At 71.4% G+C, this 26590-nt stretch carries 19 protein-coding genes; 1 reads left to right on the top strand and 18 read right to left on the bottom strand.

Annotated elements, in window-relative coordinates:
- Positions 1 to 3: 3 nt before the first annotated feature.
- Positions 4 to 483 carry a hypothetical protein gene (locus PV419_RS00555; RefSeq protein ID WP_319685601.1) on the bottom strand — a complete coding sequence of 160 codons (480 nt, stop codon included), beginning with the start codon at positions 481 to 483 and terminating at the stop codon, positions 4 to 6.
- A gap of 212 nt (positions 484 to 695) precedes the next feature.
- Positions 696 to 1814: a glutamate 5-kinase gene (gene proB / locus PV419_RS00550; protein WP_319686184.1), complete on the bottom strand. Its 1119-nt coding sequence runs from the start codon at positions 1812 to 1814 to the stop codon at positions 696 to 698.
- Positions 1815 to 2245: 431 nt separating this feature from the next.
- Between proB and PV419_RS00545 the strand changes: the two genes are divergently transcribed.
- A complete protein-coding gene (locus PV419_RS00545) occupies positions 2246 to 4357 on the top strand; it encodes a hypothetical protein (RefSeq protein ID WP_319685600.1) in 2112 nt (703 codons plus the stop codon).
- Positions 4358 to 4572: 215 nt separating this feature from the next.
- Here PV419_RS00545 and obgE read toward each other — a convergent pair whose 3' ends face one another.
- The 16 genes from obgE to PV419_RS00465 all read right to left on the bottom strand — a co-directional run bounded on the left by obgE (position 4573) and on the right by PV419_RS00465 (position 26558).
- Positions 4573 to 6006, bottom strand: coding sequence for a GTPase ObgE (obgE, locus tag PV419_RS00540; RefSeq protein WP_319685599.1), 1434 nt, complete (start codon positions 6004 to 6006; stop codon positions 4573 to 4575).
- A 129-nt stretch (positions 6007 to 6135) separates the two neighbouring features.
- Positions 6136 to 6393, bottom strand: a complete 258-nt coding sequence (gene rpmA / locus PV419_RS00535) for a 50S ribosomal protein L27 (protein ID WP_319685598.1) — start codon at positions 6391 to 6393, stop codon at positions 6136 to 6138.
- 14 nt (positions 6394 to 6407) lie between these two features.
- A complete protein-coding gene (rplU, locus tag PV419_RS00530) occupies positions 6408 to 6728 on the bottom strand; it encodes a 50S ribosomal protein L21 (protein WP_319685597.1) in 321 nt (106 codons plus the stop codon).
- A 298-nt stretch (positions 6729 to 7026) separates the two neighbouring features.
- Positions 7027 to 11292, bottom strand: coding sequence for an Rne/Rng family ribonuclease (locus tag PV419_RS00525; RefSeq protein WP_319685596.1), 4266 nt, complete (start codon positions 11290 to 11292; stop codon positions 7027 to 7029).
- 219 nt (positions 11293 to 11511) lie between these two features.
- Complete coding sequence (locus PV419_RS00520; protein ID WP_319685595.1) at positions 11512 to 12288, bottom strand: TIGR03936 family radical SAM-associated protein; 777 nt, start codon at positions 12286 to 12288, stop codon at positions 11512 to 11514.
- A 150-nt stretch (positions 12289 to 12438) separates the two neighbouring features.
- Positions 12439 to 14364 carry a TIGR03960 family B12-binding radical SAM protein gene (locus PV419_RS00515; protein ID WP_319685594.1) on the bottom strand — a complete coding sequence of 642 codons (1926 nt, stop codon included), beginning with the start codon at positions 14362 to 14364 and terminating at the stop codon, positions 12439 to 12441.
- Positions 14365 to 14523: 159 nt separating this feature from the next.
- Complete coding sequence (locus PV419_RS00510; RefSeq protein WP_319685593.1) at positions 14524 to 16128, bottom strand: CYTH and CHAD domain-containing protein; 1605 nt, start codon at positions 16126 to 16128, stop codon at positions 14524 to 14526.
- Between the two features lie 62 nt (positions 16129 to 16190).
- Positions 16191 to 17324: a rod shape-determining protein RodA gene (gene rodA / locus PV419_RS00505; RefSeq protein WP_415925217.1), complete on the bottom strand. Its 1134-nt coding sequence runs from the start codon at positions 17322 to 17324 to the stop codon at positions 16191 to 16193.
- Between the two features lie 65 nt (positions 17325 to 17389).
- Positions 17390 to 19525 (bottom strand): penicillin-binding protein 2, encoded by a 2136-nt coding sequence (gene mrdA, locus PV419_RS00500; protein WP_319685591.1) that lies wholly within the window; start codon positions 19523 to 19525, stop codon positions 17390 to 17392.
- Between the two features lie 148 nt (positions 19526 to 19673).
- Positions 19674 to 20288, bottom strand: a complete 615-nt coding sequence (gene mreD, locus PV419_RS00495) for a rod shape-determining protein MreD (protein WP_319686183.1) — start codon at positions 20286 to 20288, stop codon at positions 19674 to 19676.
- A 6-nt stretch (positions 20289 to 20294) separates the two neighbouring features.
- Entirely contained in the window at positions 20295 to 21236 is a 942-nt protein-coding gene (gene mreC, locus PV419_RS00490; protein WP_319685590.1) for a rod shape-determining protein MreC, read from the bottom strand.
- A 162-nt stretch (positions 21237 to 21398) separates the two neighbouring features.
- The gene (locus PV419_RS00485; RefSeq protein WP_319686182.1) at positions 21399 to 22418 is read right to left on the bottom strand and encodes a rod shape-determining protein; all 1020 of its coding nucleotides are present in this window, start codon (positions 22416 to 22418) and stop codon (positions 21399 to 21401) included.
- A 297-nt stretch (positions 22419 to 22715) separates the two neighbouring features.
- On the bottom strand, positions 22716 to 23129 hold the full coding sequence (gene ndk / locus PV419_RS00480; RefSeq protein ID WP_319685589.1) for a nucleoside-diphosphate kinase: 414 nt from the start codon (positions 23127 to 23129) through the stop codon (positions 22716 to 22718).
- A 76-nt stretch (positions 23130 to 23205) separates the two neighbouring features.
- Complete coding sequence (locus tag PV419_RS00475; RefSeq protein WP_319685588.1) at positions 23206 to 23550, bottom strand: DUF4233 domain-containing protein; 345 nt, start codon at positions 23548 to 23550, stop codon at positions 23206 to 23208.
- Position 23551: 1 nt separating this feature from the next.
- Positions 23552 to 25054: a bifunctional tetrahydrofolate synthase/dihydrofolate synthase gene (gene folC, locus PV419_RS00470; protein ID WP_319685587.1), complete on the bottom strand. Its 1503-nt coding sequence runs from the start codon at positions 25052 to 25054 to the stop codon at positions 23552 to 23554.
- A 55-nt stretch (positions 25055 to 25109) separates the two neighbouring features.
- The gene (locus tag PV419_RS00465; protein ID WP_319685586.1) at positions 25110 to 26558 is read right to left on the bottom strand and encodes a penicillin-binding protein 2; all 1449 of its coding nucleotides are present in this window, start codon (positions 26556 to 26558) and stop codon (positions 25110 to 25112) included.
- Positions 26559 to 26590 lie beyond the last annotated feature (32 nt).

The raw sequence follows: 26590 nt of genomic DNA, 5'->3' as shown, positions 1-26590 counted from the left end.
CCATCAGTACGGGTGCACCCCCACCGGCGCGGCCGGCGGCGGGCCGTACCCCTCCGCGACGCGCTGGTGGTACGTATCGCGGTCGATGACCTCGAGGCCGACGATCTCCCAGGGGGGCAGCTTGGCCGTGGACCGGTGCTCGCCCCACAGCCGCAGGGCGACCGCCGCCGCGTCGTGCAGGTCCCGGGCCTCTTCCCAGTAGCGGATCTCGGCGTGATCGTTGGCATAGCGGCTGGTCAGCAGGAACGGATGGTCGTGGGCCAGCCGCTCGAGCGCCTGCCGGACGTCCCGCAGAGGGGCCTCCGCGCCCGACAGGCTGAGGGTGACGTGCCACATGCGCGTGGCCTCGCCGGGCGCGCCCACCGCGTCCGCCGCGCCCACCGCGTCCGGCGCCTCGCCCGCCCCGACACCAATGGTCCCGACACTGGTCAGGGTGCGCCCCACCGCTCCTTTGGGCAGCGCCCCCGAGCGCCCTCGTCTCACCGGCGGCCTCCTGTTGCTCGCTGCTCCGCTCACGCGCCGGGCGGAGCCAGTGTTGTGCTGCGGTTACCCGCGGTTCGATGTACGGGCCCACTGCCGGTGCGGCCCCGTGCAACAAAGTTGACCAGCCCGCGGGAGGCCGCGTGGCGATTTTCCGGAAGCTCTCCGTTGAATGAACGGACTTGTCGGATTTTCTCTCCCCCGAGTGACGTCCGTCACGTGTGCAACACGACCAGGTCGTCCCGGTGTACGACCTCGCGCTCATACGCGGGGCCCAGCTCCCGGGCCAGCTCGCGCGTGGACCGCCCGATCAGCCGGGGGATCTCCTTGGCGTCGAAGTTGACCAGCCCGCGGGCGACGGCCCGCCCCTGGGTGTCGCGCAGCTCGACCGGGTCCCCCGCGGTGAACTCGCCCTCCACGGCGGCGATGCCGGCCGGCAGCAGCGAGGTGCGGCGCTCCACCACGGCCCGCACCGCCCCGTCGTCCAGGGTGAGCGCCCCACGCGGAGCGGAGGCGTGCGCCAGCCACAGCAGCCGGTCGGCGGAGCGGCGGCCGGTGCGGTGGAAGAACGTGCCGGTGGTGCGGCCCAGCAGGGCGTCACCGGCCCGGCTGGCGGAGGTGAGCACCACCGGGACACCGGCCGCGGCCGCGATACGGGCCGCCTCGACCTTGGTGACCATGCCGCCGGTGCCCACCCCGGAGCGGCCCGCGCTGCCGATCGAGACGCCGTCCAGGTCCTTGGGACCGGTGACCTCGGCGATCCGGGAGGCGCCGGGGGTCCGGGGATCCCCGTCGTAGAGGCCGTCCACGTCGGAGAGCAGCACCAGCAGGTCGGCCCGCACCAGATGGGCGACCAGGGCCGCGAGCCGGTCGTTGTCGCCGAAGCGGATCTCGTCCGTGGCCACCGTGTCGTTCTCGTTGACGACCGGCACGGCGCCCATGGCCAGCAGCTGGTCCAGGGTGCGGGTGGCGTTGCGGTAGTGGGCGCGGCGGCTGGTGTCGTCGGTGGTGAGCAGCACCTGGCCGACCCGGCGCCCGTAGCGCGCGAAGGAGGCGGTGTAGCGGGCCACCAGCAAACCCTGGCCGACGCTGGCGGCGGCCTGCTGGCGGGCGAGGTCGCGCGGGCGCCGCTCAAGGCCCAGCGGCGCCAGGCCCGCGGCGATGGCACCGGAGGAGACCAGGACTATCTCCTTGCCGTCCGCGTCACCCGGGCCCTCCAGGAACCTGGCGAGCACGTCCACCAGCGCGTCGACCCGGTCGGCGTCCAGGCCTCCCGCCGCGGTGGTGAGGGAGGACGAGCCGACCTTGACCACGATCCTGCGGGCCGCGGCCACCTCGTCCCGTACCGCCGCCGACCCGTCCTGCTCGCTCACGCCGCTCCCCTGCTCGTCCCCTGGTCGTGCACGCCCTGAAGAGCGCTCCTTCTCCACACTCATCATGACAAGCGGGCAATGTACGTCAGTCACGGCACGGAGCGCCCGCGCATTTCAGCCCCTGGACGCGCCGCCCCGCCGAGCGGTCTCCCGACCGTCCGCGCGAGCCGTCCGCAGGCCGCCCGACAGTCGTCCGCCGGTCGCCCGGCAGTCTCCTCGACGTCGCCCGGTGGTCGCCCGACCGGCCTCGGGCGGCTCCTTTGGACCCGATTCGAGACGGTTGGCGCGGGCGCGGATTGTCACCGGGCCTGGCGGCGTCATACGGTCAGGGGTCCCCCCATACAGTTCCTTCGTTCTCCTGTTCCTTCGTTCTCCTGCCAGGAGCTCAACCCGTGCCCTCTGCCGGAATCGCCCCCCGCCGGGCCGTACAGCTGGCTGCGCTGCTCGCGATGCTGGTGTTCTTCACCACACAGCTCGTCGGCGCCGTACTCCCGAACGTGCCCCTCCTGATCGCCGCCTCGGCGGGTGGCCTCGCGCTCGATCTCTACCTGCAGCACAAGCAACCCGGGCTGCTGTCACTCCTGGGCAAGGTCCGCTTCGACGTCACGGTGCGGCAGCTGTTCCGGGACATGCTCATCGTGGTGGGACTGCTGCGCATAGAGGGCATCGACCCGCTGCACGAGCAGGCGCCGCTCACCGCCGGGTTGCTGCTGTTCTATGTGACGCACTTCGCCTGCCAGGCCGTGGCCATACTGGTCCGCCGCACCCGCCAGCTGCCGTTCGTCACCCGCAACATCGACGCGTCGGCGCTGCGGCTGAGCGAGGCCCCGCCGAGGCTGTTCGCCCGCCAGCACGGCCGCCGGCTGATGCGCCTGTCCATCCCGGTCACCGCGGGTCTGCTGGTCACCGCGGGCACCGAGAACGCCCTGTGGGGCGCGATCGGCGTGGCCGTCGGCCTGCTGATCTCGGTCGCCGGCACCGTCCACCTGGGCACCTGGCTGCTGCCGCGCAAGCGCGTGGCCGGCGAGGCCAAGGCGCTGGCGTGGCTGGACCAGTGGCTGGCCGAGTACCAGCCGACCGTGGGGATGTACTTCTCCGGCGGCACCACCTCGGCGTACCAGGCGAACATGTGGCTCTCCACGCTCGCCGCGCTCGACGGCAACCCGATCATCGTGCTCCGCGAGCGCTTCATGGTGCAGAAGATCGACGCGACGGACGTGCCGATCGTGTGCCTGCCCAAGGTCGCGCACCTGATGCGGCTGGAGCACTCCACGCTCAAGGTGCTGCTGCACCCGGCGAACTCCGGCAAGACCTCGCAGGTCCTGCGCATCCCGTCGATCAAGCACGCCTTCACCAACCACGGCGAGAGCGACAAGCTCTCCAGCTGCAACCCGTACGCCAAGGCGTACGACGAGGTGTGGGTCGCGGGCCCGGCGGCGCGTGAGCGCTACCAGCTCGCCGACATCGGCGTCGAGGACAAGGACGTGGTCGAGGTCGGCCGCCCGCAGCTGGCCCCGATCCGCCCCTATGCGGCCGCGGCCACCGGCGCGCTCGGCGGCGCCGGCGGCGAGCACTTCACCACCGTGCTGTACGCGCCGACCTGGGAGGGCTGGGACGGAAACCCGGGCAACACCTCGGTCATCCTGGCGGGCGAGAACATCGTCCGCGAGCTGCTCACCGACCCCAGGGTGCGCCTCCTGTACAAGCCGCACCCGATGACCGGCTCGGTCGACCCGCGCGCGGGCCGCGCCAACGAGCGCATCATGGCGATGATCTCCGAGGCGAACACCAAGCGGAGCGGCGCCCGGCCCGGCCCGGAGGCCGCCGCCGAGCTGGCCCGCCGCACCGACGAGCTCAACCGCCTCACCAGCACCTCCTTCCGCCCCAGCGCGGACGAGATCGAGCGGATGAAGCTCCAGGGCGCCCCGGACAAGGACCGCGCCGCGGTCGTCACGGCGGCCACCACGGCCTGGGAGAACGCCTACTGGGCGTCCATGCCGGTGTGGGAGCACCAGATCATCACCGGCCCCCGGCCGGCCATCTTCACCTGCTTCAACCAGTCGGACCTGCTGATCAGCGACGTCTCGAGCGTGGTCTCGGACTACCTGACGAGTGAGAAGCCCTACGCGGTGGCGAACACCAGCGGGCTGTCCGAGGCCGAATTCAAGTCGGGCTTCCCGACGGTGCGCGCCGCGACCATCCTCACGCCGGACGCGAAGGGCGTGCCCGCGCTCCTCGAAGCGGTTCGCGACCCGGAGAAGGACACCAACGTGGCCGCACGCGCGGAGCTGAAGGTGCACCTGCTGGGCCCGTCCGACCCGCCGTCGCTGGTGCGCTTCAACGAGGCCGCCCAGGCCCTGGGCGCCAAGGCCGACGCCCGCCGCGCCCGGATGGCCACCCGCCTGGCGGACGAGATCCCCGCGCAGCGCGAGGCCAGGGACGCCGCGGAGGAGGCGGAGCTGGAGCCGGGCTCGCCCGAAGCGGAGGAGACGGCGGCGGTCTGACCGGACCGCGTGCCCCCGGACGCGTCCGGGCAGCACATCACGGCGAAGGGCCCCAGGAGAACGCTTGGTTCTCCCGGGGCCCTTCGCCGTACGAGCCGCCGTACGAGCCGCCGTACGAGCCGCCGTACGAGCCGCCGTACGGGCCCTTCGGCACCCGGACGACGTCCGGGGCACCCCGAGGGGTCAGGCCCTCGGCCGAAGGCCCTCAGGCACCGCTAGAAGGGCTTGAACGCGTCGTACTCGTGGTCCGCCTCGTCCCGCTCCGCGTCGCGCTCGCGGCGGCGCTGGGCGGCCGGGCGGGGGGCTTCGAAGCGGTGGTCCTCGCCACGGCGGCCGAGCATCTCCGCACCGGCCGTGATGGTCGGCTCCCAGTCGAAGACGACGGCGTCGTCCATGGCGCCGATGACGACCTCGTCGCCCGTCCGCGCCCCGGCCTTCACCAGCTCCTCCTCGACGCCCAGGCGGGCCAGCCGGTCGGCGAGATAGCCGACGGCCTCGTCGTTGTTGAAGTCGGTCTGGCGGACCCAGCGCTCGGGCTTCTCGCCCAGCACCCGATAGAAGCCGTCCTCGGCGACGACCGTGAAGCCCGCGTCGTCCACGGCCTTCGGGCGGATGACGATACGGGTCGCCTCCTCCTTGGGCTTGGCGGCGCGCGCGTCCCCGACGATCTTCGCCAGGGCGAACGAGAGCTCCTTCAGGCCGTGCCGGGAGACCGCCGACACCTCGAAGACCTGGTAGCCGCGGGCCTCCAGGTCCGGCCTGATGATGTCGGCGAGGTCCTGACCGTCGGGGACGTCGACCTTGTTGAGGGCGACCAGCCGCGGCCGGTTGTCGAGGCCGCCGTACTCCCTCAGCTCCGCCTCGATGACGTCGAGGTCGGTCAGCGGGTCGCGCTCGGACTCCAGCGCCGCCGTGTCCAGGACGTGGACGAGCACCGAGCAGCGCTCGACATGGCGCAGGAACTCCAGGCCCAGGCCCTTGCCCTGGCTGGCGCCGGGGATCAGGCCCGGCACATCGGCGATGGTGTAGACGGTCGAGCCCGCCGTCACCACGCCGAGGTTGGGCACCAGGGTGGTGAAGGGATAGTCGGCGATCTTCGGCTTGGCGGCCGAGAGCACCGAGATCAGCGAGGACTTGCCGGCGCTCGGGTAGCCGACCAGGGCCACGTCCGCGACCGTCTTGAGCTCCAGGACCACATCCCCCGCCCGGCCCGGCTCCCCCAGCAGCGCGAAGCCGGGCGCCTTGCGGCGGGCCGAGGCCAGGGCGGCGTTGCCCAGGCCCCCGCGGCCGCCCTGGGCGGCGACGTAGGTGGTGCCCTCCCCGACCAGGTCGGCCAGGATGTTGCCCCCCTTGTCGAGGACGACGGTGCCGTCCGGGACGGGGAGGACCAGGTCCGTGCCGTCCTTGCCGGAGCGGTTGCCGCCCTCGCCCGGCTTGCCGTTGGTGGCCTTGCGGTGCGGGCTGTGGTGGTAGTCGAGCAGCGTGGTGACCGACTGGTCGACGACCAGGATCACATCGCCGCCACGGCCGCCGTTGCCGCCGTCCGGGCCGCCGAGCGGCTTGAACTTCTCGCGGTGCACGGAGGCGCAGCCGTGGCCTCCGTTACCCGCGGCGACGTGCAGCTCGACGCGGTCCACGAAGGTGGTCATGACGCTGTGCCTCCAAAGTAGCTACGTACGGAATGTCTTAGGCGTAACGCACCGAGGGCGGACCCGCTTCCCCGTCACGGGAAAGAGCGGTCCGCCCTCGGAAAGGTGTGTGGTGTCGCCCCGGGCTGATTACTCAGCGACCGGAACGATGTTCACGACCTTGCGGCCACGGGAGGTGCCGAACTGCACCGCACCGGCGGCCAGCGCGAACAGCGTGTCGTCGCCGCCACGGCCGACGCCCGTGCCCGGGTGGAAGTGCGTGCCGCGCTGGCGGATCAGGATCTCGCCCGCGTTGACGACCTGGCCGCCGAAGCGCTTGACGCCGAGCCGCTGGGCGTTGGAGTCGCGACCGTTCCGGGTGGACGATGCGCCCTTCTTGTGTGCCATCTCTCCTCAGTCCCTTACTTCGCAGCCGCGTCGATGCTGGTGATCTTCAGCGCGGTGTGCAGCTGACGGTGGCCGATCCGCTTGCGGTAGCCGGTCTTGTTCTTGTACTTCAGGATGTCGATCTTGGCGCCCTTGTGGTGGTCCACGACCTCGGCGTGCACCTTCACGCCGCCCAGGACCCACGGGTCGCTGGTCACGGCGTCGCCGTCGACAACGAGCAGAGTCGAGAGCTCGACAGTGTCGCCGACCTTACTGCTGGACAAACGGTCGACCTCGATGACGTCGCCCACGGACACCTTCTGCTGGCGGCCGCCGGTGCGCACGATTGCGTACACGCGGTTCTCACTCTCTCGCTAGTAATCGGGACCTCTGATGCCAGCCGCTCCCCACCGACCCGCACGGTCCGTGGTTCACCGATCGCCTCGTATCGCCTCATGAGAGTGATGTGGCATCGGCGAGCGGCCTCTCCCGACAGAGCGGGAGGGATTTGCTCAGGGGGTTGGCGTACAAACGCCGACGGTCAAGGTTACGGGGCCGGAACCAAGGGGTCAAACCGGGGCCGGGGCGGGGGTGGGGGGTGTCCATAGTCAGTCGGTGGAACACCCCGGGCGCCCCGGCCCCGGTCCGGCGTGGTCAGTCGTCGGTGGAGGCCGAGACCGAGGACGGCGTCTGCTGCTCCGCCGCCGCGGTCTTCTTGGCCGCCGACTTCTTGGCCGTCGTCTTCTTCGCGGCGGTCTTCTTGGCGGTCGTCTTCTTCGCCGCCGCCGTCTTCTTCGCCGCCGTCTTCTTCGCCGGCGCCTTCTTGGCGGCCTTGCGGGCCGTCTTCTTCGCCGGCGCCGGGGCGGCCGCCTCCTCCGGCTCCACCGCGGCCTCGGAAGCAGCCTCGGGGGCCTCGGCCGCCGTCTCGGGCTCGCTCACGGCCACCGGCTCCGGCGCCGACTCCGGCGCCGCGTCCTGGGCGGACGCGCTGACGACCACCACGGCCGCCTCCTCGGAGCCCGACGGCGGGCCCGCGGGAGCGGTCACCTTACGGGTCACCCGGCGGCGCGCACGAGGCGCGGACACCGGCTCCGGCGCCGAGACCGGCTCGGCCGCCGCCTCGGCCTCCGGCTCCTTGGCCGGGGCCTCCTTCGGCTCCTCGGCCGGCAGGACGACCACGGCCGCCTCCGGCCGCTCCGCGGCCTTCGGGGCGCCCGCGGGGGCGGTCACCTTGCGGGACGCCCGGCGGCGCGTACGGCCACGCGTGGCGGCCGCCTCGGCCTCCGCGGCGCTGCTGTACAGCTCCTCGTCGGCGGCGAAGGTCACCGGCTCCGGCACGGTCTTGTGCTCCGCGGCCTCGGCTGCGGCCTCGGCCACCGTCTCCGGCTCCGCCTCGACCACGGCCGCCGCGGCGGCCTCCACGACCTCGGCGACCTCAGCGGCCTCCGGCACCTGCTCGGGCTCGGTCGGCTGGCCCGCGGCCGCCGCGGCCTTCTTCTTCTTGCGCTTGCCGCCACCGCCGCCGACCGCCGTCGGCTGGTCCATGTGGACGATCAGACCGCGGCCGTTGCAGTGCACGCAGGGTTCGGAGAAGGACTCCAGCAGGCCCTGGCCGACCCGCTTACGGGTCATCTGGACCAGACCCAGCGAGGTGACCTCCGCCACCTGGTGCTTCGTACGGTCCCGGCCCAGGCACTCCAGGAGGCGCCGCAGCACCAGGTCCCGGTTGGACTCCAGCACCATGTCGATGAAGTCGATCACGATGATGCCGCCGAGGTCGCGCAGCCGCAGCTGGCGCACGATCTCCTCGGCCGCCTCCAGGTTGTTCCTGGTGACCGTCTCCTCCAGGTTGCCGCCCTGGCCGGTGAACTTGCCGGTGTTGACGTCGACCACGACCATCGCCTCGGTCCGGTCGATCACCAGGGAGCCGCCGCTGGGCAGCCACACCTTGCGGTCCAGCGCCTTCATCAGCTGCTCGTCGATCCGGTACGTGGCGAACACGTCGACGTCCGACGTCCACTTCTGCAGCCGGTCCGCGAGGTCCGGCGCGACATGCGAGACGTATCCGTGGATCGTGTCCCAGGCGCCGTCGCCGCTCACGATGACCTTGGAGAAGTCCTCGTTGAAGATGTCACGGACGACACGGACGGTCATGTCCGGCTCGCCGTACAGCAGCGTGGGGGCGCTGCCGCTCTTCGCCTTCTTCTGGATCTCCTCCCACTGCGCCTGCAGCCGCTTGACGTCGCGGGACAGCTCATCCTCGCTCGCGCCCTCGGCCGCGGTGCGGACGATGACGCCCGCGTCCTCGGGGACGATCTTCTTGAGGATCTGCTTCAGGCGCGCGCGCTCGGTGTCCGGCAGCTTGCGGCTGATACCGGTCATCGAGCCCTCGGGCACATACACCAGGTAGCGGCCGGGGAGGGAGACCTGGCTGGTCAGCCGGGCGCCCTTGTGTCCGATCGGGTCCTTGGTGACCTGGACCAGGACGGACTGGCCGGACTTGAGGGCGGTCTCGATGCGGCGCGGGCCGTTGGCCAGCCCCAGCGCCTCGAAGTTGACCTCGCCCGCGTAGAGGACGGCGTTGCGGCCCTTGCCGATGTCGACGAAGGCGGCCTCCATCGACGGCAGGACGTTCTGCACCTTGCCCAGGTAGACGTTGCCGACGTAGCTGTTCGACTGTTCCTTGTTGACGAAGTGCTCGACGAGGACGTTGTCCTCCATCACGCCGATCTGGGTGCGCTCGCCGTTCTGCCGGACGACCATCACCCGCTCGACCGCCTCGCGGCGGGCCAGGAACTCGGCCTCCGTGATGATCGGCACCCGCCGGCGGCCCTGCTCGCGGCCCTCGCGGCGGCGCTGCTTCTTCGCCTCGAGCCGCGTCGACCCCTTGATCGGCTGCACCTCGTCGGCGCCGGACTCGGCTTCCTTGCCCCCGCGCCGCTCCCGCGGCTCGCGGATCTTGACGACCGTGCGCTCCGGGTCGTCGCCCGATTCGCCCTCGGCGGCGTCCCCGCTGCGCCGACGGCGGCGCCGACGGCGACGGCTGCTGCTGCTGCCGGCGCCGACCGTCTCGTCGGCCTCGTCGGCCTCCTCGCCCTCGGCCTCGCCGGTCCCCTGCTCCTCCGCGCCCTCGCCCGGGTGCTCGTCCTCGTAGCGCTCGTCGGTCTCGCCCTCGGCGCTCTCGACGTCCGCGGCCTCGCCCCGGCGGCGGCGCCGACCGCCACGGCGACGGCGGCGGGCCGGGCGCTCGCCCGACTCCTCGTCGCCGTGCTCGCCCTCCGCGAGCTCGGCCTCCTCGGCGGCCTCGGCCGTCTCCTCGGCCTCGGCCTGCGCGGCCGGTGCGGCCTGCTCGTCGGATGGCTCACCGCGGCGACGGCGACGGCGGCGCGCGCCGCCGGTGGGCGCCGCCGGCTCGGCGATCCCGAACGTCCCGGTGTCTTCCGTCTCGCCCGTCTCGCCCGTGTCGTCCGCCTCCTCGGCGGCCGCGGCGGCGGCCAGGGCGGCGCTCTCCGGCGTCTGGAACACCGGCTCGGTGAACACCGGCGCCTGGAACACGGCCCTCGGCGGCCGTCCGGCCCCGCGCCGCGCCCTGGCCGGAGCCTCCGGCTCGGCCTCGTCAGCGGCCTGCGGGGCTTCGGCCTGCGCGCTCGGGGCGCCCTCGGCCTGCTCGTCGGCGGCGGCAGCGGCCGCTGCGCGGGTCGCCCGACGGCGGGTACGGGTGCGCGGCGCGGCCTCGGCGGGCTGCTCCGCGGCGCCGCCCGCTTCGGCCGGCGCGGAAGCCTCGTCCGCGGCCGTGGCCGCAGTGTCCTCGTCGCCGCTGCTCGCGGCGGCCACGGCCTCGGCCTCCGGCGGGCCCGCCGGGACAGTCGCCTTCCGGGTCGCCCGGCGGCGCGTACGCCGAACCGGCTGCGCGTCCTCCTCCGCCGCCTCGGCGGCGTCAGCGGTCTCGGCGGCATCATCGGCCCCGCCCACGGCCAGGTCCGCCGGGGCGGCCTCCTGGGTCTCCTCACCGGCAGAGCGCGGGGAGCCCGCCGGGGCGGTCGCCTTGCGCGTCACACGACGACGCTTGCGGACGGGGGCCTCGGCCGCCTCATCGGCCTCCACGGCCTCGGGGGTCTCGTCAGCCGCCTCGTCGGGGTCCACGACGGCGACAACGGTCTCAGCCACCTCAGGCGCGCCCGTCGGAGCGGACGTCTGACGGGTCGCGCGACGGCGCTTGCGCGTCGGCGCCTCGGCCTCGGCCGCCTCATCGGCGTCAGCGCCACTGGCCACGGCCTCGTCGGCCTCGTCAGCGGCCTCCGCCGGAGCGGACGCGCTACGCGTCGCCCGGCGACGCTTGCGCGCCGGGGGCGCGGTCTCCTCCTCGGCGTCGGCGTCCTCAGCCGTCTCCGGCTGGACAGGCTCCTCGGCGGCGGCCTCGGCAGCCGCCTCCGGCGCGCCCGCCGGAGCGGTCGCCTTGCGCGTCGCACGACGACGCGTACGCGGCGCGGGCACCGGCTCATCAGCCGACGCGGCCGACTGGGCCTCCACGGCGAAGTCCTCGGCGGCGGGAGCGGACTCCGCCGCGGCGACCACCGTCTCGGCGGTCTCCGGCGCGCCCGCCGGGGCCGTCGCCTTGCGCGTCGCACGACGACGCGTACGCGGCGCGGGCACCGGCTCATCAGCCGACGCGGCAGAGGCCTCGGCCGGGGTCGCGAGGTCGGTGGGCTGGGCGACCGGTATGGCCGGAGCGGCGGCCTGGGCCGCCTCGTCGCTCAGCGCCCCCGCGGGCGGACCGGCCGGGCGGGAGGCCGCTCGGCGGCGGCGCGGCGGCAGAGTGTCGCTGGGCGTGTTCTCGGTGGTGTCCCTGGGTGCGACAGCACGCTGAGCGGGCTGTCCCAGAGGCTGGATAGGTTCGATCGGCTCAATAGGCTCGAGCATGCGGGCGTTTCTCCCGTCACGCTCCCGGGCGCCGCGTCTGCGTCCGGCGGCAATCCGCGCTCTGCGCGATTGCCGCCGCCCGCGGCGCGGGCGCCGCACGGGAGCTGTCGTCTCACTCGCCGGGGCCGGAAATGCCGGGACCGGCGAAAGTCTCCTGGTCAGTGCGCCTGCCGGACCCGGGTGGCTCCCTGGTCCATCGGCGGCGCGTCGACGGCGGTCCTACGCGGAACCTTCCGGCGCCATCGCGGCGGTCAGCCCGGCGGCCGTGGGTGGGGCGGCCAAGACTGCCTCGCGATCGGGCGCGAGCGGGTCGGTCACCGTGCCGGACTCCTCATCGAGCAGCCCCTGCGCCAGCCTGGTCACCGCTGCGGGGACCGGCGGCGCCAGGTCGGCCGTAGCGCGGAGACCGGACAGGACGTCGTCGGGTCGCACGGCAGGTGTCAGATGCCGTACCACCAGCCGCAGTATCGCACAGGCAGGGTCCCCCGGCCTATCGACCGGGGCCGTGAGGGCCTCGAGCCGGGCCACCGCGCCACGCGCGTCGAAGGACCGCAACCCATTTTTTGTCCGGCGCTCGACCTCGACCGTTCCGGCCGCGAGGAAGGCGGCGACGGCACGCTCGGCCTCGTCCGGGGCGACTCCGTCGAGCCGGATCTCCCAGACGGAGGCCTGCAGCCGCTCGGCCAGATTCGGCGTACGGGCCTCGACGGCGTCGATGACGTCGAGGCCGTCGGGCAGCGACTCGTCGAGGAGCTCACGCAGCCTTTCGGGGTCGCGCTCCTCGGTGAGCTGGATCTCCAGGTACTCGGCCTCACTGCCCGTGCCGGTGGGTGCGGCATTGGCGTACGACACCTTGGGATGCGGGGTGAACCCCGCCGAGTACGCCATGGGCACCTCGGCGCGGCGCAGCGCCCGCTCGAAGGCGCGCTGGAAGTCGCGGTGGCTGGTGAACCGGAGGCGGCCGCGCTTGGTGTAGCGCAAACGGATGCGCTGCACCGCGGGTGCGGGCGGCGGGCCTTCGGGCTGTCGCTTGCCCAGGGTCCTTCTCCTTGCTGTCTGACGGCTGTCTGACGCCGGTGGCCGGGCCGCTCACCCGAGCGGGTGCCGCGGCCCTTGCCTCTTCCAGCGTACTTGTCGGGCCGTGGGTTACTTGACGACCGACAGCGGCAGCAGCTTCCTGCCCGTCGGTCCGATCTGGATCTGGGTATCCATCTGCGGACAGACGCCGCAGTCGAAACACGGGGTCCAGCGGCAGTCGTCGACCTCGGTCTCGTCGAGCGAGTCCTGCCAGTCCTCCCAGAGCCAGTCCTTGTCGAGGCCGGAGTCCAGGTGGTCCCAGGGCAGGACCTCTTCGTAGGCGCGCTCGCGGGTGGTGTACCAGTCGACGTCCACGCCGAACTCGGGCAGCGTCCGCTCGGCGCACTCCATCCAGCGGTCGTAGCTGAAGTGCTCGCGCCAGCCGTCGAAGCGGCCGCCGTCCTCGTAGACGGCGCGGATGACCGCGCCCACCCGGCGGTCGCCGCGGGAGAGCAGGCCCTCGACGATGCCGGGCTTGCCGTCGTGGTAGCGGAAGCCGATGGAGCGGCCGTACTTCTTGTCGCCGCGGATCTTCTCGCGCAGCTTCTCCAGGCGCGCGTCCGTCTCCTCGGCGCCGAGCTGCGGCGCCCACTGGAAGGGGGTGTGCGGCTTGGGGACGAAGCCGCCGATCGAGACGGTGCAACGGATGTCGTTCTTGCCGGAGACCTCGCGGCCCTTGGCGATGACCTTCGTCGCCATGTCGGCGATCTGCAGCACGTCCTCGTCGGTCTCGGTCGGCAGGCCGCACATGAAGTAGAGCTTCACCTGCCGCCAGCCGTTGCCGTACGCGGTGGCGACGGTCCTGATCAGGTCCTCTTCCGAGACCATCTTGTTGATGACCTTGCGGATCCGCTCGCTGCCGCCCTCGGGGGCGAAGGTGAGGCCGGAGCGGCGGCCGTTGCGGGTGAGCTCGTTGGCGAGGTCGATGTTGAACGCGTCCACCCGGGTCGACGGGAGCGACAGGCCGATCTTGTCTTCCTGGTAGCGGTCGGCGAGTCCCTTGGCGATGTCGCCGATCTCGGTGTGGTCCGCCGAGGACAGGGACAGCAGGCCGACCTCCTCGAAGCCGGTGGCCTTGAGACCCTTGTCCACCATCTCGCCGATGCCGGTGATGGAGCGCTCGCGCACCGGGCGGGTGATCATGCCCGCCTGGCAGAAGCGACAGCCGCGCGTGCAGCCGCGGAAGATCTCGACGGACATCCGCTCATGGACCGTCTCGGCGAGCGGAACGAGCGGCTGCTTCGGATAAGGCCACTCGTCCAGGTCCATCACGGTGTGCTTGGACACCCGCCACGGCACGCCGGAGCGGTTCGGCACGACGCGGGAGATCCGGCCGTCGGGCAGGTACTCGACGTCGTAAAACCCCGGTACGTAGACCCCGCCGGTGCGGGCGAGGCGGAACAGCAGCTCGTCCCGGCCACCGGGGCGGCCCTCGGCCTTCCAGGCCCGGATGATCTCGGTCATCTCCAGGACGGCCTGCTCGCCGTCGCCGATCACCGCGCAGTCGATGAAGTCCGCGATCGGCTCGGGGTTGAACGCGGCGTGGCCACCCGCGACCACGATGGGGTGATCGTCGCCGCGGTCCTTGGCCTCGATCGGGATCCCGGCCAGATCGAGCGCGGTGAGCATGTTGGTGTAGCCGAGCTCGGTGGAGAAGGAGAGCCCGAAGACGTCGAAGGCCGCGACCGGGCGGTGCGAGTCGACGGTGAACTGCGGCACCTTGTGCTCACGCATCAGCGCTTCAAGGTCCGGCCAGACACTGTACGTGCGCTCGGCGAGCACGCCCTCGCGCTCGTTCAACACCTCGTAAAGGATCATGACGCCCTGGTTGGGCAGACCGACCTCGTACGCGTCCGGGTACATGAGCGCCCAGCGGACGTCGCAGCTGTCCCAGCCTTTGACGGTGGAGTTCAGCTCCCCGCCTACGTACTGGATCGGCTTCTGCACATGCGGGAGCAGGGCCTCGAGCTGCGGAAAGACCGACTCGACAGACATCCGGGAGACCTTCGTGAGCTGACAAGGGTGACCCTCAAGCCTAACCCGCCCGGCGGACACCCTTGACGCCGCTCATGCCGTCCCCTCTCCCGCCTTTCTCCCGCCTTCACTGCCTTTCTCCTGATCTTTCTCCTGCCTTTGTCCTGCCGTCCCCGTGCCTCACGGTCGCAGCGCCGCCCGGTGCTCCTCGCGCGAGACCTCGGCCCACAGCGCGGGCAGCTCGCGCTCGCGGGCGGCGGCCCGCGCCTCCTCGCGGCCGTAGAGCAACCCGAAGGTGAAGGCGCTCTCCCCCGCCCCGTGGGCCTGGACGGCCAGCTCGCGCAGTGCCTCCCGGGCGACCACGCTGTCCTGGTGGTCGCCGAGCAGTTCCTGCAGCTCGGTCATACGGCCCGCGAACGCCTTCGCGGGCTTGCCCAGCGCGGAGCGGGCGGCCTCGGCGGCGTAGCGGACACGCTTGGCCTTCTTTCGCGCCTCGTGCACGGCGACGTCCCGGTCGCGCCCGGGGGGAGCGGCGAGGGCGGCGGCCACAAGGGCGGCGAGCCGTTCGTCGTCGCGCAGCACGGCCGCGAGGATCACCTCCTCGGCCGGCCGGGCGGCGGCGGGCCGCAGCGGCGGGTCGGCCGACAGCGCGTCGAGGGAGGCGAGCAGGGCGAGATGGCGCTCGCCGTCGAGCACTCCGATCAGCCGCTCGCGCGAGCCACGGCGGCTCGCCTGCGACCAGATGCGCAGCCGGGCGGCCACGGGGCCGAGCCGCAACTCGACAGGGACCTCGCCGAGCCGCTCCTCGAGCCGGGCGGTGAGCACTTCCCGGTCACGGTCGATGCCGAGCTCGCCGGCCAGCCACTTCAGCTCGTCCCCGATGGGGTCGGTGACGGCCCGGTCCAGGACCTTGCGGTAGGAGCGGAAGGCGCTGCGCAGGCGGCGGGTGGCGACGCGCATGCGGTGCACGGAGTCGGGCACGTCCAGGCGTACGGCGGGGTCGAGCGAGACGATGGCGGCGATCTGGGTGCGGACGTAGTCGAGGACTATGTCACCCGCCGTGGACTCGGCGGCCTTCGCCCGCTTGCCGGCCTTCTTACCCGCCTTGCTTTCCCTGTCCGCCTTCGCCTGCTTGTTCTGCTTATCCGGCTTATCCGGCTCGGCGCTCTTCGTGTCGTGTGCCACGCCCGTCTCGGCCAGCGCCCTGGCCAGCTTGGACGCGGCGGCCGACCGGCGCATCCCCCTCCCCGTCAGATGGGACTCCAGCGCGTCGAGGAGCGCCGGGTCGCCGCCCGGAGCGAGCTCCACCTCGACCTCCGTCCACCCCACCGGCTCGCCCGGCTCCGGGGTCAGACGGCGCGCCGTGACGCGGTCGGCGGACAGCTCGGCGAGCAGGGCGCCTTCGGCGTCCACGAGGTGTCTGACGCTCCGTTCGGACACCAGGCGGACCAGGGGGACGAGTGCCCGGTCGCGGACGCGGGAGCGCACGAGGGCCGCGAGTTCGGCGGGCAGCGTGTCCGACAGCGGGGCGCGGATCTCGTCCCGGGCGTCCGGTCCGGCCGGCAGCTTGAGGTGCCACCCCGCATCGCTGCCGCCCGTGCGGCGCCGCAGCGTGATGCCGTCCGCCGCGAGCCGCTGGTCGACGGTGTCGTGGTACGTGGCGTCCAGAGTGGCCACGCCCTTGTCCACGACCTCCGCGACGCCGGCGACCCCGGTCAGCTCCGGGAGCCGGCCGTCGTCAGGAGCCTCGTACTTACGCTCGATCTCACGCACCGTGTCCGCCATGACGTGAATGTACTGCCCTGTGGCGTTTGAGGGCAGCCCCCGGACGTCAGACCGACCGGACGTCAGGCCGATACGGGACGCTGCACCCGGATCGACTGCAGCAGGCCCACCGCTATCCAGACGGCGAACATCGACGACCCGCCGTACGAGACGAAGGGCAGTGGCAGACCGGCCACCGGCATGATGCCCAGCGTCATACCGATGTTCTCGAACGCCTGGAAGGCGAACCAGGCGGTGATCCCGGCGGCGACGACCGTGCCGTACAGCTCGGTGGTGTCCCGCGCGATGCGGCAGGCGCGCCACAGCACGACGCCGAGCAACACGATGATCAGGCCCGCACCGAGGAAGCCCAACTCCTCCCCGGCGACCGTGAAGACGAAGTCGGTCTGCTGCTCGGGCACGAACTGGCCGGTGGTCTGGGTGCCGTGGAACAGCCCCTTGCCGGTGAGGCCGCCCGAGCCGATCGCGATCCGCGCCTGGTTGGTGTTGTAGCCGACGCCCGCCGGGTCGAGGGCCGGATTGGCGAAGGCGGCGAAGCGGTCGATCTGGTACTGGTCGAGCACACCCAGCTGCCAGATGAGGACCGCGCCGATGACGGCCGTGCCGATGAGCCCCACGATCCAGCGGTTGGAGGCGCCCGAGGAGAGCAGCACGGCGAGCACGATGACCGCCATGACCATCACCGAGCCGAGGTCCGGCATGAGCAGCACGATCGCGATGGGCAGCGCGGCGAGCCCGAGGGCCTGGACGACGGTGCGGTGGTCCGGGTGGACGCGGTCCCCCGCGTCCACGCGCGCGGCCAGCAGCATCGCCATGCCCAGGATGATGGTGATCTTGGCGAACTCGGAGGGCTGGAGGGAGAAGCCGCCGCCGATCACGATCCAGGCGTGCGCGCCGTTGATGGTGGAGCCGAGCGGGGTGAGGACGGCGAGGACGAGGATCACGGACAGCGCGTACAGCACGGGCACGGCCCCGCGCAGCGTGCGGTGGCCGAGCCAGATCGTGGCGATCGCGAGGACCAGCCCGATGCCGGTGTTCATGGCGTGCCGGATCAGGAAGTAGTACGGGTCGCCCTGGTTGAGCTCGGTGCGGTTGCGGGTGGCGGAGTAGACGAGGACGGTACCGATGGCGGACAGGGCGAGCGCGGCGAACAGCAGTATCCAGTCCAGGCGGCGCACGATCGAGTCGCGCGCCATGAGCTTGCCCAAGGTGCCGCGCTCAGGGGTGAAGCGGCGCGCGGTGTAGGTGTGGGTCGAGGCACTCATTGCTGCAGGTCCCGCCTTCCGACCACCTTGATCGGCGGGCCCAGCGGCTGGGCCTCGATGGTGCCATCGGAATCGATCTTGGGGAGGTTCGCCTGGGGCCTGGGCAGCAGCGCCTTCTTGTTGTCGATGTGGCCCTTGGCGTCCACCCCGTAGAGCGCGTTGTAGATGTTGCGCACGGCGGGGCCGGAGGCGCCGGAGCCGGTGCCGCCCTGGGAGATCGTCATGACGATCGCGTAGTCCTTGGTGTACGTCGCGAACCACGAGGTCGTCTGCTTGCCGTAGACCTCGGCCGTACCCGTCTTGGCGTGCATCGGGATCTTGTTCTGCGGCCAGCCGCCGAATCGCCAGGCGGCGGTGCCGCGGGTCGCGACTCCCGCGAGGGCACTGTCTATCTTGTGGCGCGTCTGCTGGGTCATCGGCAGCTTGCCGTGCGACTTCGGCTTGATCTGCTGGATCTTCTTGCCGTCGGGGCTGATGATCGCCTTGCCGATGGTCGGGTCGTAGAGCGTGCCGCCGTTGCTGATCGCGGCGTAGATGGCGGCCATCTGGATCGGGGTGACGAGCGTGTCGCCCTGGCCGATGGAGTAGTTCACGGAGTCACCGGCGCGCATCTTCATGCCTTCGAGGCAGTTCTCGTAGGCGATCCGCTGGCCGTAGTTCCCGTCCTTCTTGCCGTACTTGCACCAGGCGTTCTTGTTGGCCTTCCAGTAGTCCTTCTTCCACTGGCGGTCCGGGATCCGGCCGGTGACCTCGTTGGGGAGGTCGATGCCGGTCTCCTTGCCGAGGCCGAACTGGTGGGCGGTCTTGTAGAACCAGTCCGCCGGGTGCTTCTTGGGCTTGTTGCCGCCGTCCTTCTGCCACTGCTTGTACGCGAGGTCGTAGAAGACGGTGTCGCAGGAGACCTCCAGCGCCCGGCCGAGGCTGATCGGGCCGTAGCCCCTGGACTCGAAGTTCTTGAAGACCTGCGAGCCGATGTTGAAGGAGCTGCTGCAGTTGTAGTGACCGTCGAACGGGTAGCCGGCGTTGACCGCGGCCGTGGTCGGGACCACCTTGAAGATCGAGCCGGGGGCAGCCTGGCCCTGGATCGCCCGGTTCAGCAGCGGGTAGTTGGAGTTCTTGCCGGTGAGCCTCTTGTAGTCCTTGCCGGAGATGCCGCCGACCCAGGCGTTCGGGTCGTACGTCGGGTTGGAGGCCATCGCGACCACGCGGCCCGTCTTCGCCTCCATGACCACGACCGCGCCCGCGTCCGCCTCGTACTTGCGGCCGGTGTTCCGGTCCATCTCCTTGCGGGCGTCCTTCATCGCCTGGTCCAGCTCCTTCTCGGCCACGGCCTGCACCCGGGCGTCGATGCTGGTGACGACGTTGGCGCCGGGCTGGGCCTTCTGGCTCTCGGCCTGGCCGATGACCCGGCCGAGGTTGTCGACCTCGTAGCGGGTCACCCCGGCCTTGCCGCGCAGCTCGTCGTCGTACTCGCGCTCCAGGCCGTTACGGCCGATCTGGTCGGAGCGGAGCAGCGGCGACCGGCTGTCCTCGGCCTTCTTGATCTCCTCGTCGGTGACCGGGGAGAGATAGCCGAGCACCTGGGCGGCGTTGGAGTCGCCGGGAGCGGCGTAGCGGCGCACGGCGGTGGGCTCCGCGCTTATCCCGGGGAAGTCCTCTTCGCGCTCGCGGATCTGCAGCGCCTGCTTGGGGCTGGCCTCGTCGGTGATGGGGATGGGCTGGTACGGCGAGCCGTTCCAGCAGGGCTGGGGCGTCTTGGCGTCACACAGCCGGACCTTGTCCATGACGTCCTTGGGCTTTATGTCCAGGACGCCCGCGAGGCGGGTGAGAACGGCCTTCCCGTCGTCCTTCATCTTCATCAGCTCGGTGCGGCTGGCGGAGACGACCAGACGGGTCTCGTTGTCGGCGAGCGGCACGCCGCGGGCGTCCAGTATCGAGCCGCGCACGGCGGGGTGGACGACCTGCTGGACGTGGTTGTTGGCGGCTTCGGCGGTGTATTCGTCGCCGTTGCGGATCTGGAGATACCAGAGGCGGCCACCGAGGGTGAGCAGCAGCGAGAAGACGAGGATCTGGATGGCGACGAGCCGGATGGTGACGCGCGGCGTCCGCCCGGTCTCGGGGATGTTACTCACAGCGGCCCCCACTGGTTGTCAGGCCGGGGGTACGGGGGTTGCCCCCGGAAGAACACAGCCTCACAGCGGCCCCCACTGGTTGTCAGGCCGGGGGTACGGCCTGCGGCACAGCCGCTGTCGGTCGCAGTGCCCCCGGAAGAACGCGGCCTCACAGGCGCTTGACCCCCTTGAGGCGTCCCGACCCCCGGTTGGCGGCCTTCATCAGGAGACCGCCGCGCTGGCTGCCGATGCGGGAGCCGCCGGAGTTGTCGGCCATCGGGTCGTTCTCGCTCTTTCTGGCCATCCCCATGATCAGCGGCACCGTGAAGGGCGCCAGCAGCAGGTCGTACAGCGCCGCGGTGAACAGCAGCTGGCCCAGGCCCGCGTGGCGGGCCGCGTCGTCGCCGACGAGCTGGCCGACGCCCGCGTACAGCAGCGTGCTGCCGATGGCCGCCGCGACGACCACGAGCATCGGCCCGGTGGCCGACCGGAGCCGGCCGGTCTCGGGCTTGGCGAGGCCCGCCAGATAGCCCATGACGCACAGCACCAGGGCGTAGCGCCCGGCGGCGTGGTCGGCGGGCGGGGCGAGGTCGGCGAGCAGGCCCGCGCCGAAGCCGATGAGCGCGCCACCGGTGTGGCCGTAGACGAGCGCGAGGCCGAGGACGACGAGCAGCAGCAGATCGGGGACCGCGCCGGGCAGCTGCAGCCGGGCGAGCACGCAGACCTGGACGACGAGGGCGATGACCACGAGAAGGGTCGACAGCAGGACCCGGTTCAGACGCAGCATCGGTCAGCTCCTGTTGGCGGAGGCGCTCGGGGACGAGGACGGCTTGACCGTCACGGTGACCGTGGGCGCCGGCTTGGGCTTGGCGGGCTTGGGCGGCAGCACGGTGTCCCGCGGGTTCTCGCGCGGCGGCTCGACGACGACGCCCACGATGTCGAGCTTGGTGAAGCCCACGTACGGGCGTACCAGCAGGGTGCGGGTCAGATCGCCGCCCGAGGGGTCGACGCGGATCACCTCGCCGACCGGAACGCCGGGCACGAACGGCTTGTTGGCACGGGAGCCGAAGGTGACGAGCCGGTCGCCCTTCTTGATCTTGGCCTTGCCGTTGAGGAGCTGGACACGCAGCGAGCGGTCGCCCTGGCCGTTGGCGAAGCCGAGCTCGCCGGACTTCTCCATGCGGGTGCCGACAGTGAAGTCCGGGTCGATGGCCAGCACCACGGTGGCGGTCGACGGGCCGACGGTGGTGACCCGGCCGACCAGGCCGTCGCCGTTGATGACGGTCATGTCGCGGCGGATGCCGTCCTTGCTGCCCACGTCGATGGTGACGGTCCAGGAGAAGCCCTGGGCCGCTCCTATGGCGATGACCTGGGCGCCCTTGACGCCGTACTGGCCGGCGCCCGCGGTCTTGCGCAGCTTGTCCAGCTCGACGACACGGGCTCGGTTGCGGACGTCGCTGCCGAGCCGCTGCTTGAGCTCGGCGTTCTCCCGCTCCAGGGCGCTGATCCGGTCGTGCCGCTCGTCGGAGTCCCGGACGGCCGCCACGGCGTTGCCGACCGGGTCGACCGCGCGGGCGACCCCGTCCTCGACGGGGCCGAAGACGGACGCGGCGGCCTGTCGGGCGCCGTCGAGGGGCGAATCCTCGCCGCCGCGGATATCCACCGTGATCAGTGCGAACGCGATGGCGACCAGCAGCACCAGGAGCAGCCGGCTCTCTCGTGTGTCCCTCACGTGCGGCGACGTGCCTTCCTCGTCGGAGTCGGACCGGCTACGCGCGTGTCGGGTGTTTTCTTACGCGATACCGGTCATGGGGAGCCAAATGCCTGTATATCAGTGAACCGCCGCTCCGCCGTACGGGAAGTCGGCCCCCCATACGGCGGATTCACCGGATCGTCATCTGCGGGGCTGGGCGTCCAGCACCTGCTGGAGCGCCTCGAACTCCTCGACGCACTTGCCGGAGCCGAGCGCGACCGAGTCCAGCGGGTCCTCGGCGATATGGATCGGCATGCCGGTCTCACGGCGCAGCCGCTCGTCGAGGCCGCGCAGCAGGGCGCCGCCGCCGGTGAGCACGATGCCGCGGTCCATGACGTCGCCGGACAGCTCGGGCGGGCACTTGTCGAGGGTGGTCTTGACCGCGTCGACGATGGCGTTGACCGGCTCCTCCATGGCCTTGCGGACCTCGGCGGCGGAGATCACGACGGTCTTGGGGAGGCCGCTGACCAGGTCGCGGCCGCGGATCTCGGTGTGCTCCTCCTCCTTGCCCTCGAAGGCGGAGCCGATCGTGATCTTGATGTTCTCGGCGGTGCGCTCGCCGAGCAGAAGGCTGTACTCCTTCTTGATGTGCTGGATGATCGCGTTGTCCAGCTCGTCGCCCGCCACCCGAATGGACTGTGCGGTGACGATTCCGCCGAGCGAGATGACCGCGACCTCGGTGGTGCCGCCGCCGATGTCCACGACCATGTTGCCGGTGGCCTCGTGGACGGGCAGGCCGGAGCCGATGGCGGCGGCCATGGGCTCCTCGATGATGTGCACCTGGCGGGCGCCCGCCTGGGTGGAGGCCTCGATGACGGCGCGGCGCTCGACGCCGGTGATGCCGGAGGGCACGCAGACCACGACGCGGGGACGGGCGAGGTAGCGGCGCTTGTGGATCTTCAGGATGAAGTAGCGCAGCATACGCTCGGTGATCTCGAAGTCGGCGATCACGCCGTCCTTGAGCGGGCGCACGGCCACGATGTTGCCAGGGGTGCGGCCGATCATCTTCTTCGCCTCGGCGCCCACCGCGAGAATTCCGCCGGTGTTGGTGTTGATGGCGACGACGGACGGCTCGTTGAGGACGATCCCGCGGCCCCTGACGTACACCAGCGTGTTGGCGGTCCCGAGGTCGACAGCCATGTCACGGCCGATGAACGACATGTTGTTCCCCATGAGGATGCGTCAGGCCTTCCCACTTGAGCGTTTGCTTTTGAGGTCGGCAGGATGTGGTGCGCTGCGAGGCGCGGAAGCTCTCATCGTAGTCACGCCCGCTCGAACACGCTGCGGGGGTCCTCCGCCATTGTCAGCAGAACACGGGCCCGCCCCCTGCTAATGGTGACGTCGTGTCGCGGGGATGCGTTCCCCCGATCGGCCCGCATATGCCAAAGGGCGGCCGAACAATAGCGGCCGCCCCAGGCCAGAAGGGGTGACGATGTGATGAACGGTCAGCGGTGAGGGTCAGGCGAGCCCGGGGAAGAAAATCTTGATTTCCCGCTGGGCGGACTCTTCAGAATCGGAGGCGTGAATCAGGTTTTCCCGCACGATCGTGCCGAAGTCGCCGCGGATGGAGCCCGGTGCCGCGGCGATCGGGTCGGTCGGCCCCGCCAGCGTCCGTACGCCCTCGATGACGCGCTCACCCTCGACGACCAGCGCCACGACCGGGCCGGAGGCCATGAACTCCACCAGCGGCTCGTAGAACGGCTTGCCCACATGCTCGGCGTAGTGCTGCTCCAGAACGTCCCGGCCGAGTTCGCGCAGCTCCAGCGCGCTGATCGTCCAGCCCGCCTTCTTCTCGATGCGGCTCAGGATCTCGCCGATCAGTCCGCGTCGTACGGCGTCGGGCTTGAGAAGGACGAGCGTGCGCTGGGTCACTGCGAGAACTCCTTATGGAACGTGGCATGCGGGTGATGCTGTGCCGCTGAGGCTACATGGGTGAACGACGGCCACGTTACGCAGTGTCAGCAGGCATGGCGGCGAAGCGCGCCTTCGCCTCGTCGACCTTGCGGCCGAAGTGGACCGAGGCCCACCACAGCGCCGCGAAGGCCGCGCCCAGGACGTACATGGTGGTGACGATCGTGCCGCTCAGCACCAGGCCGATCTGCAGGGCCCAGCCGATGTGCACCGCGCCGGGGCGGCCGAGCATCCCGCACAGCAGGACACACAGCGCCATGGCGATGCCGCAGACCGTCCACACCGTGGCCACGGACAGGCCGGAGGTCTTCATGGCCACCAGCCCGGCGAAGCCGATCACAAAGAATTCACCGATCAGGGTGGACGCGCACAGCGTTCGCATGTCAGCCCTTTCCCAGAAGCAGCCGGGCCTCGCCGACCGTTATCACCGACCCGGTCACCAGCACGCCCGCGCCGGCGTACTCGCTCTCTTCCTCCGCCAGCGTGATCGCCGCCTCCAGGGCGTCGTCCAGCCGCGGCTCGACCTGCACCCGCTCGGCGCCGAATACCTCCACGGCGACGGCGGCCAACTCGTCCGCGTCCATCGCGCGCTGGGTGGAGTTGCGGGTGACCACCACCTCGGCGAAGATCGGCTCGAAGGCCTCCAGGAGGCCGCGCACGTCCTTGTCGCCGCTCGCGCCGACCACGCCGATCAGCCTGCTGAAGCCGAAGGCCTCGGTGACCGCCTCGGCCGCCGCCCGCGCGCCGGCCGGGTTGTGCGCGGCGTCCAGGACCACGGTCGGGCTGCGGCGCACGACCTCGAGACGGCCCGGGGAGGTGACGGAGGCGAAGGCGGTCCGGACGGTCTCGACATCAAGGGTGCGGGCGTGCTCCGAGCCGACGCCGAAGAACGCCTCCACCGCGGCCAGCGCCACCGCCGCGTTATGCGCCTGGTGGGCCCCGTACAGCGGGAGGAAGATCTCCGGGTACTCACCGCCGAGGCCGCGCAGGGTCAGCAGCTGACCGCCGACCGCCACCTCGCGGGAGAGCACGCCGAACTCCATGCCCTCACGGGCGACCGTGGCGTCCACCTCGACCGCGCGCTTGAGAACCACGGACGCGGCCTCCACGGGCTGCTGCGCCAGCACCACCGTGGCGTCCTGCTTGACTATCCCGGACTTCTCGGTGGCGATCTGCTCCGGTGTGGTGCCCAGCCGGTCGGTGTGATCCAGCGAGATCGGCATGATCACCGCGACCCCGGCGTCGATCACATTGGTGGCGTCCCAAACGCCGCCCATGCCGACCTCGACGACCGCGATGTCGACCGGCGCGTCCGCGAACGCCGCGTACGCCATGCCGGTGAGCACCTCGAAGAACGAGAGCCGGTGCTCCTGCGAGGCGTCGACCATGTCGATGTACGGCTTGATGTCCCGGTACGTCTCGATGAACCGCTCGGCGGAGATCGGCGCCCCGTCCAGGCTGATCCGCTCGGTGATCGACTGCACATGCGGGCTGGTGTAGCGGCCGGTGCGCAGCTCGAAGCCGCCCAGCAGCGACTCGATCATGCGGGCGGTGCTGGTCTTGCCGTTCGTCCCGGTGATGTGGATCGAGGGGTACGCGCGCTGTGGGGAGCCGAGGATGTCCATCAGCGCCTCGACGCGCGCCAGCGAGGGGTCCAGCTTGGTCTCCGGCCAGCGCCCCGCGAGCTCCGTCTCCACCTCCCGCAGCGCCCGGTCCAGCTCCGGGTCGGCCGGGCGGGAGGGCACACCGTCCCCCTGCGGCTGCCCGGCCTGGGTCCGCAGCGTCCGGCTCCCGGCCTCGATCACAGCGAGATCGGGGTCGCGGTCGGTCTCGGCTCCGACGATCTCGTCGAACTCGTCGGGTTCGTTCTGGGGGCTCTCGCTCACGGCACCAGTCTACGAGGGGCCCCTGACACCACCCGCGCCCCCGGTGACCCAAGCCTCATCCCAGCGCCGCCTTCATGACCGACTTCGCGATCGGCGCCGCCAGGCCGCCGCCGGAGATGTCGGCCCGGGCCGCGCCGCTGTCCTCGACCACCACCGCGACCGCGACCTGGTGGCCCTGCCCGTCAACCGCGTAACTCACGAACCACGCGTACGGATTGCCGCTGTTGTTCGTGCCGTGTTGCGCGGTGCCCGTCTTGCCGCCGACCGTCATCCCGGGGATCTTCGCGCTGGTGCCGGTACCCCGGTCCACCACCGTCCGCATCGCGGACCGCAGTTGCGCGGCGGTGTCCGGCGACATGGCGCGGCTGTACCGCGCGGGCTCCGTCCGGTCCAGGGTGCCGCCGCTTCCGTCGGTGGTCTGGTCGACCAGGTAGGGCTTCATCAGCGCGCCGCCGTCCGCGATGGCCGCGGAGACCATGGCCATCTGCAGCGGGGTCGCGGTGACGTCGAACTGGCCCATGCCGCTCAGGGCGGTCTGCGAGGCGTTCATCCCGCTGGGGTAGACGCTCTTGGCCGCGCGCACCGGGATGTCAAGACCCGAGTCGTCGAACCCCAGCTTCTTCGCCTGCGCCGCCACCTTGGCCTGCCCCAGGTCGACGGCCATCTTCGCGAAGACCGTGTTGCACGAGTACTGGAGCGCGGTGCGTATCGTCGCGTTCTCACAGGGGGCCGACGCGCTCTCGTTGGTCATGTCGGTGACCGTGCCGGGCAGCCGGTACGGGTCGGGGCTCCTGGTCGGCTCGTCGACGGAGTCGTAGAGCCCGTCCTCCAGCGCCGCCGCGGCGACGACCAGCTTGAAAGCCGAGCCCGGCGGATACGTCTGGCGCAGCGCGCGGTTCAGCATCGGCTGCTTCTTGTCCTTCTGCAGCACCTCCCACGCCTTCTGGTCGGCGGCGGAGGAGCCCGCGAAGGTGGAGGGGTCGTACGAGGGGGTGGACGCCAGGGCGAGGACCTTGCCCGTCTTCGGGTCCATCGCCACGACCGCGCCGGTCTTGCCGCCGAGCCCCTCGAACGCGGCCTTCTGCACGGCGGGGTCGATGGTGGTGACCACCTCGCCTGCCTTGGCCCGCTGCCGGGTCAGCAGCTGGTCCGGGCCGGCCAGCCGGGAGTCCGAGCCGTCGAGGACGCCCCGCTCCAGCGCCTCCAGCTGGGTGGTGCCGTATGTCTGCGAGGCGTAGCCGGTGACCGGCGCGTAGAGCTCGCCGTCGGTGTAGGTCCGCTTGTACTCCAGGTCGCCGCTGGTGGTGGTGGAGCCGGTGACGGGCTTTCCGCCGACGAGGATGTCGCCGAGGGGCTGGGCGTACTCCCTGATGGCCGTACGCCTGTTGTGCGCGTTGTCGTCCAGGCTGTGCGCCTTCGCCACCTGGATCCAGGTGGCCCACAGGAGCAGGGCCAGCACGAGCAGCAGGCTGAACACCGAGGCGCGTCGCAGCGACTTGTTCATGGGGGCGGTGCTCCTTCCAGGACGTACGAGCC

It is taken from the genome of Streptomyces sp. ME19-01-6 (assembly GCF_033793745.1).
GTDB lineage: Bacteria > Actinomycetota > Actinomycetes > Streptomycetales > Streptomycetaceae > Streptomyces.
This window is presented reverse-complemented; position numbering and strand designations above follow the sequence as displayed.